This window comes from Shewanella decolorationis S12 (genome assembly GCF_000485795.1).
GTDB classification, from domain to species: Bacteria; Pseudomonadota; Gammaproteobacteria; order Enterobacterales; family Shewanellaceae; genus Shewanella; species Shewanella decolorationis.
Map to the genome: position 1 here is coordinate 1 of NZ_AXZL01000043.1, position 14,293 is coordinate 14,293.

At 45.4% G+C, this 14,293-nt stretch carries 12 protein-coding genes and 1 pseudogene; 10 read left to right on the forward strand and 3 right to left on the reverse strand.

Features of this window, described 5'->3' with window-relative positions:
- Both SHD_RS02370 and SHD_RS02375 read left to right on the forward strand, forming a co-directional pair.
- Positions 1–449: pseudogene (locus SHD_RS02370) on the forward strand (transposase); the annotation flags it as partial.
- 653 nt (positions 450–1,102) lie between these two features.
- Positions 1,103–3,196: a TonB-dependent siderophore receptor gene (locus SHD_RS02375; protein WP_039977246.1), complete on the forward strand. Its 2,094-nt coding sequence runs from the start codon at positions 1,103–1,105 to the stop codon at positions 3,194–3,196.
- A gap of 262 nt (positions 3,197–3,458) precedes the next feature.
- Here the strand turns inward: SHD_RS02375 and ggt are convergent, their stop codons facing one another.
- Positions 3,459–5,198 (reverse strand): gamma-glutamyltransferase, encoded by a 1,740-nt coding sequence (gene ggt / locus SHD_RS02380; RefSeq protein WP_039977248.1) that lies wholly within the window; start codon positions 5,196–5,198, stop codon positions 3,459–3,461.
- Between the two features lie 109 nt (positions 5,199–5,307).
- Between ggt and SHD_RS02385 the strand changes: the two genes are divergently transcribed.
- The gene (locus tag SHD_RS02385; RefSeq protein ID WP_023265677.1) at positions 5,308–6,573 is read left to right on the forward strand and encodes a GNAT family N-acetyltransferase; all 1,266 of its coding nucleotides are present in this window, start codon (positions 5,308–5,310) and stop codon (positions 6,571–6,573) included.
- Between the two features lie 109 nt (positions 6,574–6,682).
- On the opposite strand, the gene SHD_RS02390 is transcribed toward SHD_RS02385, so the two are convergent.
- Entirely contained in the window at positions 6,683–7,306 is a 624-nt protein-coding gene (locus SHD_RS02390) for a LysE family translocator (RefSeq protein ID WP_023265678.1), read from the reverse strand.
- A gap of 162 nt (positions 7,307–7,468) precedes the next feature.
- On the reverse strand, positions 7,469–7,798 hold the full coding sequence (locus SHD_RS02395) for a hypothetical protein (RefSeq protein ID WP_200862642.1): 330 nt from the start codon (positions 7,796–7,798) through the stop codon (positions 7,469–7,471).
- A gap of 363 nt (positions 7,799–8,161) precedes the next feature.
- On the opposite strand from SHD_RS02395, the gene SHD_RS02400 reads away from it, so the two are divergent.
- The 7 genes from SHD_RS02400 (at position 8,162) to SHD_RS02430 (ending at position 14,190) form a co-directional block, all read left to right on the forward strand.
- The gene (locus SHD_RS02400) at positions 8,162–8,773 is read left to right on the forward strand and encodes a YbhB/YbcL family Raf kinase inhibitor-like protein (RefSeq protein ID WP_023265680.1); all 612 of its coding nucleotides are present in this window, start codon (positions 8,162–8,164) and stop codon (positions 8,771–8,773) included.
- Between the two features lie 4 nt (positions 8,774–8,777).
- Positions 8,778–9,956 (forward strand): L-dopachrome tautomerase-related protein, encoded by a 1,179-nt coding sequence (locus tag SHD_RS02405; RefSeq protein ID WP_023265681.1) that lies wholly within the window; start codon positions 8,778–8,780, stop codon positions 9,954–9,956.
- A 21-nt stretch (positions 9,957–9,977) separates the two neighbouring features.
- Complete coding sequence (locus SHD_RS02410; protein WP_023265682.1) at positions 9,978–10,439, forward strand: VOC family protein; 462 nt, start codon at positions 9,978–9,980, stop codon at positions 10,437–10,439.
- Complete coding sequence (locus SHD_RS02415) at positions 10,440–11,444, forward strand: glycine betaine ABC transporter substrate-binding protein (protein ID WP_023265683.1); 1,005 nt, start codon at positions 10,440–10,442, stop codon at positions 11,442–11,444.
- Positions 11,441–11,923: an Atu1372/SO_1960 family protein gene (locus tag SHD_RS02420; protein ID WP_023265684.1), complete on the forward strand. Its 483-nt coding sequence runs from the start codon at positions 11,441–11,443 to the stop codon at positions 11,921–11,923. Before SHD_RS02415 ends, SHD_RS02420 begins: the two co-directional genes overlap by 4 nt.
- Positions 11,924–12,070: 147 nt before the next feature.
- Entirely contained in the window at positions 12,071–12,610 is a 540-nt protein-coding gene (locus SHD_RS02425) for a sugar O-acetyltransferase (RefSeq protein WP_161629201.1), read from the forward strand.
- Positions 12,611–12,786: 176 nt separating this feature from the next.
- The gene (locus tag SHD_RS02430; protein ID WP_039977252.1) at positions 12,787–14,190 is read left to right on the forward strand and encodes a GGDEF domain-containing protein; all 1,404 of its coding nucleotides are present in this window, start codon (positions 12,787–12,789) and stop codon (positions 14,188–14,190) included.
- Positions 14,191–14,293 lie beyond the last annotated feature (103 nt).

The window sequence follows — 14,293 nt, forward strand, 5'->3', positions numbered from 1 at the left end:
GAAGCTGCGGTATTAGCCTGTATGACTTACGTTGATTTAAATCCGATTCGAGCGCAACTTGCTGATACACCAGAACAATCCGACCATACCAGCATTCAGCTACGTATTCGGGCCGCATTCAAAGGTGAGCAGCCCAGCAATCTCCTGCCGTTTATTGGTAACGAGTGCGACAATCAACCCAATGGCATTGCGTTTTCATTAACGGACTACCTTAAATTGGTAGATGATACAGGCCGAATTATTCGCAATGATAAACGCGGATGCATCAGTGAAAATAGCACCAAGATACTGAACAGATTAAATATCCCCCATCACAATTGGCTCAAACTAACCACAGAGTTTGGCAAACTATTTCATGGTCCAGTGGGCAACTAACCGATTACTGCGAACATCTCGAAAAGCGACGACGGCATTTTGCTAAATGCTGCCAGCACTTTTACAGCAACTGAAAACTACTTATATCATTTCAAAAGCCCCCATCCAGAACACATCCTAAGTACTATGGGCCAATTTACCTCGTCTGAAATACCCAATTTTTAAAGGAATTAGCGCAATTTATTGCCTTAGATGCTCTCCCCGCGACTGTGATGGTTCTTTTTTAAACAACATTAACTTTTACAAGTTGTAGGCAAACATAAAGTGCATTAAGTTTTTGATTTAAAATGGGTGGCTAGATTTACAACTCAACATGCCGAAAAACATCATGCTAGCGAAGAGCAACAGCAAAATCAGTAATAACATTGTCACAATAAATTCCTTTTTAATTAATACGTTAGAGCTTGATAATAAAGAGCGAGTTAATGCTGAGTCAATCTTATTTTTAAGGATAGAGCGCTATGGCGGTGTGTAATAGGCGAGTTTTACCACTTACTTAGTGAATCCTAAAGACCCATGAAACAGACGATATCGAATAAATCTAGATGGCGATACTACCTAGCCATGCAACATCGACCAACAATGAGGACTCGCCTTTAGCATGTGATGCTCCCGACATTTTTACAAACTTTGAATGTAAATGTAATGAGAATTGTTATCAATTCTGTGTATTGATAATTATTTTCAATTAAAATGCATCTCTCAAAAACAATGATGAGGAATCATGATGCAAAAAACGCTGTTAGCGACACTCATTGCGAGTTTTTTACTCGTACCAGGCACCTATGCCAGTGAAGACAAGTCCGCGACCAATATCGAGGTCATTAGTATCAAGGGGAGTCGATTAGACAAGGCCGCAACGGCAACAGGTTTACCCTTAACTCTTAGGGAAACTCCGCAATCAGTTACCATTATCGATCAAGAGTTTATTCAGAGTTTCTCACTTGATAGTGTTGCCGATTTAATGTTTTTAACCCCAGGGGTTTATGCTCAAAAAGCTGAAACTAATCGCTATTTCTTTAGCTCCCGCGGAAATCCCATTACCAATTTCCAGTTTGATGGCGTGCCCGTTAACTATTCGAGTTTCTTTAATGACGCTTCAACCGACACTATATTATTTGACCGCGTCGAAGTGGTTCGTGGAGCAACGGGACTCTTAACGGGGGCGGGTGAACCATCGGCGGCCATTAACCTTATCCGTAAACGGCCTAAAGCGACACCTAGTGGTTATGTCAGCGCAAAAGTCGGTTCATGGGATAGTTACCGCGTTGAAGGCGATGCCTCTGTTGATGTGACGGATAGTGGTGCCGTGCAGGCTCGTTTTGCCGCTGCCTATGAAAAATCAGATAGTTACATTAATCTTGCCGAAGATGAAAATCTCCAAATTTACGGTGTTATAACGGCAAGACTTGGTGACAATACCTTATTTACCCTAGGTGCCGATTACAGTGACCGCGATCCTAAAGGCTCAACTTGGGGTGGTCTGCCGCTATTTTATGCTGATGGCAGTTTGGCCAATGATCTCCCTCGCTCGACCACAACGGCTGCCTCTTGGTCGAGTTGGCAACGGAATGGCGCGAATGTCTTTGCCACGCTTGAACATGATTTTGATAATAATTGGGACCTTAAATTTGACGTCGAACATCGTGAAGATGAGATGGACGGCCACTTGCTGTATCTCTATGGTGCGCCGGATAAAACGACTGGCTTAGGTATGAAATCATCGGCGATGATCTACCAATCGACCCGTAAACAAGATGCCGCACGACTCTTTGCCTCAGGGCCATTTGAGCTCTTTGGTCGCGAGCATAAATTGACCGCAGGTTTATTGTATTCTAAGCAAGACACAACCGCAGATTCCTATTACCCGTTAAATAGCATAAGTATTGGTAACTTCTTCGAATGGGATGGCTCAGTTGCCGAACCTAATTATCCGTCTACGCCAATCTATCAAGAAGGTGAGGAAACTCAAAAAGGGGCCTATCTCGCGACCCAAATTAATTTACATGATCAATGGATGTTATTATTGGGTGGCCGCATTAGCCAATATAAATTTGAATCAAATGCTTCTGATGACTACAACAATAGCGATGTTTTTACACCTTATGCCGGCCTGATATACAACCTGAACGATAGCATCTCGATTTACACCAGTTATACCGAAATTTTCCAGCCACAGGATGCAAAAGACGCGAACAATAAGCGCTTAGATCCCATGACGGGGAACAATATTGAATTGGGGGCGAAAGGGGATTTCTTCGATGAGAAACTGACTGCCAGTGTCGCCGTATTTAAAGTGCAAAAGGAAAATGTGGCAGAACGTGACCCAAATTATCCCACGCCTTTACCCGATGGTAGCTATCCAATGCGTGGAGTGGACGGAACCAGTAACCAAGGTTATGAAGTCGAGCTAAACGGTAAACCAACAGAAAATTGGGATCTGTTTTTCAGCTATACCCATAGTACATCGGAAGATCAAGACGGGGCAGCCTTTAGCACTCATCTACCGAAGGATCTGATTCGTTTATCCTCGCTTTATCATTTTGATGGTGCACTCGCGGATCTGACAGTCGGTGGTAACTTAAGCTGGCAGAGTAAAATTTACAAAGATAAAGCGGGTCCTAATGGCGAGCGTTCCGAGCAAGATAGCTATTACCTAGTCAATCTGATGACAAGCTATCAACTGACGGATGATGCTAAAGTCCAATTAAATATCAATAACCTATTTGATAAAAAATATTACTCCAGCATTGATTTTTACAATCAAGGTTTCTTCGGTGAACCTCGGAAAATTGAGTTAAACCTAAGCTACAACTTTTAAATAATCTTTCCTGTAAGCTAGAGCTGTTAATGCCGTGTCTATTAAGACACGGCATTAACATTACGAAGTGATAGGAGATTAGTGAATGTAACGCCCGGCATTTGCTAAAAATACTAATCTGCTTTTGTTGGCTTGTCCGATTCTTGCTGAGAGAGTCAATATCCACGGCTTAGCTTGAATGCTCTATATCGAGCTGCTTGGCAATTAGCCTTATCACTCCTATCCATACCTTTTTACATAACGCTTGTATGCCAATCAGTGATTAGTAACCGACGGCTTCGCTACCCGAATGACGGGGATCGGTGGCGCCAAAAATCCCTTGCTCTGTCACCATAATGGATTGAGTGCTGCCCATGGCCGATTGTACTTTCACCTTATGCCCTTTGGCTTCGAGTAACGAAATAGTATCGCGGTTCAGGCTGGTTTCGACCCTAAGCTCATCGGGGAGCCATTGGTGGTGTACCCGCGCGGCATTGCTGGCTTCGGCAATGTTTAAGCCGTGATCAATCACATTCATAATGATTTGCAGCGTGGTGGTAATGATGCGTGAACCGCCTGGGCTGCCCGTCACTAAGAAAGGTTTGCCGTCTTTCATCACTATGGTGGGGCTCATTGAACTCAACGGGCGTTTATTACCTTCCACCGCGTTGGCATCGCCACCCACTAGGCCATAACCGTTAGGCGTGCCGGGTTTAGCGGAAAAATCATCCATTTCGTTATTGAGTAAAATCCCCGTGCCTTTGGCAACTAAACCCGAGCCGTAGCTAAAGTTTAAGGTGTAAGTGTTAGACACCGCATTGCCCCATTTATCGACCACCGAGAAGTGGGTGGTTTGGTCACTCTCATAGGGCGCTAGATTGCCGGGTTTGATTTCGGTACTAGGCGTGGTTTTGTTTAGCGCAATTTGGCTGGCAATCTTTTGGGCGTAATGCTTATCGGTTAACTGCTGGGCGGGCACCTTATAAAAATCGGGATCGCCTAAATACTCGCTGCGATCGGCGTAGGCATGCTTCATTGTTTCGGCCATCACATGAATGGTTTGCGCCGTATTGTGGCCAAATTGATCGATAGGGAACTGCTGCAACACATTAAGCATTTCGATAATGTGCACGCCACCTGAGGACGGCGGAGGCATAGAAACCACCTCATATCCACGGTATTGACCACGAACGGGTTCACGCTCGACGGCTTTGTAGTGTTTTAGATCTTCTAAGGTCATAATACCGCCAGCGTCTTGCACGGCCTTAACCAGTTTCTCTGCGGTTTCACCTTCGTAGAACCCTTTAGTGCCTTTCTCGGCGATGAGTTGCAGGGAGTGGGCAAGTTCTGGCTGCTTTAAAATATCATCTACTTGGTAGTCGCTACCGTCGGCCTTATAGAAGATAGCCGCCGTGCTTGGCCATTGGCTCATGCGGCGTTTTAAACCTGCAAGGGATACCGCCAAATCTGGGCTAACGCTAATCCCTTCCTGCGCCATTTTGATGGCGGGCGCAGTGACTTGCGCCATGGTCATAGTGCCATATTTTTCAAGGGCTAAACTCATGCCCATTACAGTGCCGGGTACGCCGACAGCCAGGCCATGCTCACGGCTTAATTTAGTCACCGCATCGCCATTCTCATCGAGGAAAATATCTTTTTTCGCTTTCGAAGGTGCAATTTCGCGGTAATCGATGGCAATGGTTTTATTTTCTTTGGCTAGATGGACAAGCATAAATCCGCCGCCGCCAATATTGCCCGCGCGGGGTAGAGTGACGGCTAAACTGAATGCGACCGCCACCGCAGCATCGACGGCATTACCGCCTTGTTTCAAGATCTCAACCCCTGTGCGACTGGCCAACATTTCTTGGCTGGCGACCATACCATGTTTTGCCCATACGGGTTGTGCCGTGGCCATTTGGCTAAAAATCGAAGGCTCATCAGCATGGAGAGTGGGCGATGACAACAAAGGCAGTGCCATGGCGATGGCGAGAATAAGAGGTCTAAAAGGTACTGCGCGGCGCATATTCAATCCTGAATTTATTTTCATTTTGACTATGCAATGTGCCGAGAATTAGGCTTAATTGCAACCTTGGATCTTGGCTTAGTGTGTTTAACGGATAAGAATTCAACGAATGAGACAACTGATATTGGCCTTTGCCAGCGCAGCGCAGAGTATTGACGCTAACAGCTGGGATCGATTGATGGGGAAGGACAATCCCTTTTGCCAGCATGCTTATTTCCTCAGCTTAGAGCAGAGTTTGTCGGCCTGTGCCGCGACGGGCTGGAGGCCCCATCATTTATGTGTGTTCGACGCCACTGGCAGTGAATTTGCGCAAGAGTTTGAGGCCGATATCATCATTAGTCCAAAAGATGCTGCAGATTTTATGGCTTTACCGCTACTGGCTTTGATGCCGCTCTATCAAAAATCCCACTCCTATGGTGAATATGTGTTTGATTGGGCATGGGCGCAGGCCTATGAGCGCCATGGCCTTGAATATTATCCTAAATTGTTAAATGCCATTCCGTTTACGCCGGTGCAGGGGCGGCGGTTGGGGTTATCGCCTACGCTTTTGGCAGAGGAAGCGCAGCAGCTAAGTCGCGTCGTATTTACGTGTTTAAATGAGCAATTAGCGAACGCGGATGCGCCTATGTCTTCTTGGCATAGTTTATTTGTCTCGTCTTCGCAGCAAGCGCTATTTGCAGAGGCATCTAATCACACCGCACTTAGGCGTTTAAGCACCCAGTTCCATTGGCATAACCGTGGCTATAAGGATTTTGAAGCCTTTTTAGCGGTGCTGACTTCCCGTAAGCGTAAAAACATCCTCAAGGAGCGCACTCAGATCCAACCCTATGGATTGCAATATCAATTTGTCGCGGGAGCGGAGATTAGCAGTCAGCAATGGCAGCATTTTATTGAATGTTATCAATTAACTTACCTTAAGCGCTCCGGCCATAGGGGTTATTTAACTCCAACATTTTTTAACATGATTGCCGAGCGGTTGGCCGAGCAAATTGTCTTGCTTGTTGTGAGTGATGCGAAAGGGCAGATGTTAGCGGGCGCGCTGTATTTTACGGGGCGCAACGAGCAGGGGCAGACATGCCTGTTTGGTCGTTACTGGGGCAGTATTGTTGAGCTTGAGGGATTACACTTTGAGGCCTGTTATTATCAGGGCATTGAATACTGCATCGCCCATGGGATTGATATCTTTGATGCTGGCGCGCAGGGGGAACATAAAGTGCTGCGCGGTTTTGAGCCTGTAGCACTCTATTCCTATCATAATATTGCCCATCCCGACTTTAAGCGAGCGATTGCTCATTTTACCGAGGAGGAAGCCGCGCAAATGCAAGTGTATATGCAGCAGATGTGTGAAGTGTTGCCCTATAAAAAGGGCCAATAACCACCACAAAAGTGAAGCGTTGCGTCAACAAATGCGTTGCTGCGACGCTAATGGGTCTACATAAAAGAGTGATGTGCTAAGTACATATCACTCAAGAGTGAATACTTGATTAGCTCACCGCTAACCAGATCCCAACGCCAATCATTAGGCTACCGGCGATACGATTTAGCCAACGAATATTATCGCCGCGACTTAAAAATATTCTCAGACTCTTACCGCCACTGGCGTAGGCCAACATGGAAGTAAACTCTGTCACCATAATAATGCTTAGGAGGGCAAGAAGTTGCGGCGCAACCTCGCGTTCGGCATTAATAAATGGCGGCAGAAGTGACACCATAAACGCCCAACCCTTAGGGTTAGCAATGGCGGTAATAAAACCCTGTGAAATCAGCGTAAAGTTACTGGCTTTTGGGTTAGTGTCATCATCGCTAAGCATGGCCATCTTGCCTCGGGCGCGCCACATCTGCACGCCGATATAGCCTAAGTAGATGCCGCCCACCCATTTAAATACCTGAAAGACTTCTGGATAGTTAAGCATAATGCTGGCCACTCCCATGACCGCAGCGGTCGCGACCAAGGCTACCCCAACAAGCTCGCCGAGCATCATCCACAGGGTACGGCGCACACCAATGCTCATCCCAAGCGTCATGGCAAGTGTCATACACATACCGGGGGTGATAGAAACAAAGAAAAAAGTCGGAATAAAAACAGCAAGTAAGGCAAAGTCTGGCATGTTTTTGGCTCTCGATGTGAAATAACTGGAACGCTAGTGTAATCAAAATGACTGATTTAGCAACGGAACAGTGCTCAGGCTTTCTTTCGATTATGTTACTTACTGTTACAAACGGCTGTAAGCATAAGGGTAATATGCTGAAATTGATCAAAGCAATGATAGTTAAATCAATAACTGAGTAATTACAGGTTCACATTCTGTATCAATTAAATAAACTGTCTCTTGGCCAATAATATAATAACTATATAAATTTTGATAAATATGCTCACCTAACTGCCCATAACAATGTAGCCTTGCATTTTTTACCGACTTCCATGCTGGCCAAGGCAAACTAAAGTCATCACGCTTGATAAAATCAATATTTAACTCTTGCTCTAAAGGGAATGCTGTATCGTTATTATTGAGTTGATGACAATAGGTTTGATAGCTGGACTCATCAATGATTTGAAGCCCTGCGATAGTTGGAAAATAAATTTCCATGGCTAGAGGCATGCCGGTTTGTCCTTGCCAACTAAGTGTTAACGATAAGTTATTGAGTTGGCAGTTAATCAGAGGATAAGGGCTTAGGCTGCGCTCAAGGGGAAACCAAGGTTGGTAGCGGGTTGATACCATAGATTTATCCTCCATTAATTATAAAGGTTTTTGATAAAAACTGTTTATATTCCCAGATAACATTTGGCCGAATACGTTAAATAGTGCCTCTGATAAAGCAGCATAACCTATTTTTTAAGGATTCATCCATGGCGATTATCTAATAATTTTTGAAACTCATATCAGTAAAGCGTGGCTTATCAAAATTTTGAGCCAGGTTATGCTTAATCATCATGACACTTTTTACTGTGAGTTGATCTTATTATGCAAAAATTTTCAATTGGTTATTCGATTAAATATTCACTAGTTGCAACAGTGGTTATTTTTAATATGGCCAGTATTAATGCGGAAGCTAACGCGACTGAAACAACCTTATTAGAGAGTTCACAAACCCCGTTTAACTTAAAAAGTAATTTAACAGCTAACGAGTTAATTCCTGCCGATTATTATTGGAATAACTTTGGCTGTTCAGGCGCAAATATCGCACCTTCTTTAACTTGGGAGAATGCCCCTAAGGGCACCCAAAGTTTTGCGATGACTTTTTATGATAAAGATGCCCCAACGGGCAGTGGTTTTTGGCATCGTGTAGTCTATAACATTCCAAAAGAAATCAATATATTAGCAGGTGGCGTCAATGGCGGTGAATTGCCTGCTGATGCTGTTGAAGCTAATACGGATTTAGGTAAGCCGGGATTTTTTGGACCTTGCCCACCTAAAGGTCGTGAGCATAGATATGTGTGGACTGTTCATGCTTTAGATGTGGCCAAATTACCGATAGATGCCAATGCTACTCCCGCTTTAGTTGGGTTTTATCTGTGGCAGCATAGACTAGGTGAAGCCAGTTTGACCTTCTTGGCGGGTTCGAAAGAGGGTTAAACCAATGAACAAATATGCATTACGTTTTTACCATAAAACCATTGTGCTTAATCTGTTATTGGTAAGCCAAGTGTTGGTTGCATCAAAAGTAATAGCACAGCAGCCTGATCAACAGGCCATTGCTCAAGTTCAACCTGAGGTTTATGCCAGCCTCGATGGTGCCGTAGGTGGCATTAGTTTTACCTCAACCGATAGGCTTATCTTTAGTTACCATCCTTTCTATCAACCTAATATCAAGGTGGGGGAATTGCTGGCTAACGGTAAGGTCACTCCCTTTCCGAACTCAGATTGGCAGCAATGTCATGATCCTCAAGGTAAACCCAAAGATCCCGATACCTGCTTGAATTGGGTTTTAGGGCTGCGCACCGACAATCAAGATAAAGTATGGCTGCTTGACTCGGGTCAAGCAGAGCCTCGAATCGAACCTAAGTTGGTGGCGTGGGATACCCGTAAAAATCAGTTAGATCGGATTATTCATCTGCCTTTTCCCGTATCGATCCCTGAGTCACAGCACAATGACTTTGTGATTTCATCTCGCCATCAAGCCATCATCATCGCGGACGAAGGCATTGCGACGGGTCCTATTGGTGATAAAGCTGCGTTAGTCGTAGTCGATCTCACCACGGGTAAGAGTCGCCGGGTATTGCAAGGTGATAACAGTGTGATGCCTGATTTGCAGCGGCCACTTATTATCGATAGTCACAGCACCAAACCTAAACAAATTGACGTATATATTGGCGCCGATGGTATCGCTTTAGATAGCGCTCAGCATTGGCTTTACTTTGCACCAATGAACAAGGACAAAGTTTACCGAGTTTCAATGGAGGATTTGCTCAATCCAGATTTAAGCACTCAAGCTTTATCTGCCAAGGTGGAAGCCTACGCCGACAAACCCAACAACGGTGGCCTCAGTATTGATGCTGCTAATAATCTTTACCTTACCGAAGTGGGTGAGCGTGCTATTGGCATCATCCCTGCGAACTCGCGCCAGTATCAAACCTATGCCTATGACGAGCGTATGGTTTGGCCCGATGGCGTGAGCTTTGGCAAAGACGGCTACCTGTATTCGGGCGCAGCACAATTACCGCTATCCGCGGCGTTGAATCATGGCAAAGCAGAAAACTACCCGCCGTATTATATCTTTCGTTTTAAACCCTTAGCTGCTGGTGTGCCTGGCAATTAACACTCACAGGGAGAAAGTCATATGAACATTGTTGGATTAGATCATTTTACCATCCGTACCCCGAAGTTGGCCGAAACCGTCGCGTTTTTTCAAGATGTGTTGGGTTTAACACTGGGATGGCGACCTCGGTTTGGCTTTCCTGGACATTGGCTCTATGCGGCAGATAAACCCGTGCTGCATTTAGTGGAGGTCGGTAGCCGGGCCTTGGATGCCTATTTAGGAGAAAGTCCAGCCCAGTTTGGTTCTGGTCGAGTCGATCATTTATCGTTTCGAGGGACAGATCTTGCGCAAATACAGCAGCATTTATGCCAACTAAAATACCCGTTTAGGGAGCGAATTGTTCCAGAAATTCTTGAGCATCAATTATTTATCGAAGATCCAAACGGTATCACTGTGGAAATGATTTTTCCTTACTCTAGGGATAATGCTGTGGTCGGGATTGCAATGGAAAGGCTCGCGATTCTACCTGAGGATGAAGCCTAAATGACAGCAATCGACCCAAAGCGTCGACAATTATTACAGGCACTAAGTGTCGGCGGCATGGCCTCATCTAGTTTATTAAGCCTCGGAGCGATAGCGATGAATTTACCGAATATCAATCAAGAAAATCAATATGAACATGGTCAAAAGCCTCAGATGCAGGCCTCAGGGCAACTGATCCAGTTAGGTGTTACAGATCTAAGTTTTCATCGAGTAACGGCGGCAGTTGTTGCCCACGTAATGCGGTTAATGGGCAAACAAGTTGAAATAAGTTATGCGCTGCACGAGGCAAATTTTCATCGGCTCAAGCTTGGGCAGATAGATTTGTTGAGCTCAGCTTGGCTACCTCACAGTCATGGCGTTTATCAGCAGGATGTTGAGACCCAAGTCGCAACGCGAGAATTGGGATTACATTACGAGCCGTACGCACTCTGGGGAGTACCAGATTATGTACCAGAGGATGCGGTTTCTCGCATCGAAGATCTGCTAAAATCTGAGGTAAAACAACGGATGCGGCCGATGATTCAAGGTATTGGTGAGGGGGCGGGTATTACCCGTTTCTCTAAAAATATCATGCGTGAATACCAATTAACCGCAGCGGGTTATCAGTTTAGAACGGGTACTCAAGCTGATTGCGTCGCGGCATTTGAGTCAGCTGTGTCGGTAAAAGAGTGGGTCGTTGTGCCACTCTGGCATCCACAATTTTTACATCACCAATATGCAATTCGTGAGCTTAAGGATGTTAAGGGATTGCTTGGGGGCAAAGACAGAGCCGTATTGCTCGCAAGGGAGGATAAGTTAATCGAGCACTTTACTCCTGAACAAATTACCGTGTTAGATAACATAACACTGTCTAATCAAATTGTTGCCGAATTAGATTATGGTGTGAACCGCTTAGGATTAAGCGAAGATCAAGTTGCATCACAGTTTTTAACGAACAATCCCGCAGTATTGACGGCTTGGCTTACGCCACTGTTAACGCAGATGATAAAGAAGGCCACACTATGAGCAAGCCTAATCATTGTACACCAGAGACTAGGCTTGCAGAGGCTGGGATTGCTTTGCCCGAAGTCGCCAATGCCCTGGGGCATTATGAACCCTATGTGATTGTTGGCTCGCAACTGATGACCTCTGGGCAGTTTCCTTACTTAAATGGTGAGCTGATGTATAAAGGGCAGCTTGGGCGCGACCATACCTTGCTTGAAGGTTATGCGGCCTGCCGGCTTGCGGCGCTCAATGCTATTGCTCAGCTTAAACAGGCGTGCGGTGAGTTGTCGCGGATCAAGCAAATTTATCGTTTGGAGGGGGTATTAAGTGTCCACGAATCCTGTGGTGAGCATCCACAAGCATTAGATGGTGCTTCTGATTTGCTACTGCAAGTGTTTGGCGAGGCTGGGCGACATAGCCGGATGATTTGGACTAATCCTGTGATGCCCTTAAACAGCTTATGTTTAGTCTATTTATTTGCTGAGTTGTATGCCGACTAACGCTTTACGCTGGGCGGCGCTTTCAGTCGCCTTTGACTCATTTTTGTTCGCAGTTGTTATGTTTCTTGAATTTTTGCTGGTCGATTGTTAGGGTGCGTCATTATTACAAGCAGTTAGTGTTGAAACTTGATAACAGAAAAGCAAAAAATGTTGGCGGGCCAACCCTATATCGCCTCAGATGAAACCTTATTAGCTGAAAGAATGCAGGCTAAATTGATGTGTCATCGATTCAATCATGCCGATCCTACTGAGCTTGAGGCACGGATGGCCTATTTACGGGAATTGTTGCTCATCCCAAATTGCGGCCATATCGAACCTAACTTCTTTTGTGATTACGGTTATAACATTCAAATCGGTAAGCAGTTTTACGCTAACCATAACTTAACCATACTCGATGTTTGCCAAGTGACCATTGGCGACCATGTGATGTTTGGTCCCAATGTGTTGCTCTCTACCGCAACACATCCTATTGAACCCCGTGCACGCCTCACAACTGAATACGGTAAGCCTATTCAGATTGGCCACCATGTGTGGTTAGGCGGTAATGTCTGCGTGTTGCCCGGCGTGACCATTGGTGATAATTGTGTGATTGGCGCGGGGAGTGTGGTGAATAAAGATATTCCCGCTAACAGTGTCGCCGTAGGTAATCCTTGTAAAGTGATTAAACAGATCCACGATACGGTTTAAGTGCGCCTTCAGCGGTAAATCGGGGTGGCGAATAGGCGTGTTAAAGCAAAAAGCCTTTTATCTATTACACTTAGCCTAGACTGTTGCGCCTAATACATTTTATGGTGTCGCGCATTTGCGTTTAGTTAGCTTTATTCAGATTAATAGCCTTATCACTTTGCAGGATTGATAACGGATTGAAGACACTTTTTACGCCATCTTTTCCACTTCGACAGAGCAATACTTCGCTGCTATTGGCGACGGTGATCTATTGGATGACGGGCGCTTGGGGGCAAACTTTATTTAGTTTACAGCCCGCGAATATCACCTTGATTTGGCTACCATCGGGCGTGGCATTAGTCATGCTGTTAATCTGGGGGCGTAAGGCGTTGGCGCTTATCTTCCTGGCAAGCCTTATGCTGAATTATCAAGGAATGACGCAGGATACTTCGCTGATTCTCTCGATAGCCCATACGGCTATAGCGGCGTTGATTGATATGCTTTCTCCCGCTATGTCTATGTATTTGCTACGACGTTTCTTACCCCTTGGGACTCGCAGTGCAAACGATTTGATGAAGTTTGTGGTTGTAGCGTGCATAGTGCCTATTTTAGGCTCGAGCGCCCTGTTATCGGGAAATTTAGTATTAGGCGGTTATATTCCCTCGAGTGCATTTTGGCGGATGGGACAAATGTTCTTATTTGCCGATATTCTAGGCATAGTGTTGGTGTATCAGCTTTATGCAGGTTGGGTAGAACCGAATGCACTGAATATTACTAAAAAGCGTCATCTCCTTTTGCCTTTGATTGGTCTGCCACTATTTTGTTTGATTGGCGTAAATTTTGACTTAGGTTGGTTGTTTTACATTATCCCACCGTTATTAATCGTCCTGTCCTTTGAGGTGACGCGCTTTTACCTTGCACTCTTTAGTAGCGCCTCCATGCTGTTTATGATTATAGCGACGGCGCAGGGGTATGGTCCTTTTATTAATCCCACACCATTTCAAACCAATACCGAAATGATGGCCTTTGTATTGTCATCTGCATTGACCATTTTTGGGGTGTCACTACAAAGAGCGCAGTTGCGCCGCACCGAGCAGGACAAACAAACGGCAGAGCAAGAAGCCCTGTATGATCCACTCTCTGGTTTATTAAATCGTCGTGGTTTTATGCCACAACTAGTGGATCTGGATACATCAACCACGCCTTACTCTGTCGCTATGTTGGATCTCGATAACTTTAAGATGATTAACGACACCTATGGTCACAGTGTGGGCGATAGGGTCATCCAGCTGTTGGCGCAGCTGATACACAATCACAGCCGTAGCCAAGATATAGCCGCGCGCCTAGGCGGCGAAGAGTTCGCCCTTGTGATTAGGGATATTGATGCTGCGCAGGTGCAGCCTGTGCTTGAGCGGATTAGAAGATCCTTTGCAGAGATGTCGATAGCGGCCGAGGAGCACACGATTTACTGCACTGTGAGCATTGGCTGGGTGGAGTATCAGCAAGGCATCGCTGGCGAGTCGTTGTTGCATTTGGCGGATAAGGCCTTGTATCAAGCGAAAGCAAAGGGCAAGAACACGATTGTAAAGTATCAAGCTTAAGGACAATACCAAGAGTTTTTGTTCGAAAGGACATACGCGAAGAGTGACAAACAAAAAGCGATAATAGGACATAAAAAACGGTACGCAATGCGTACCGTTTTTT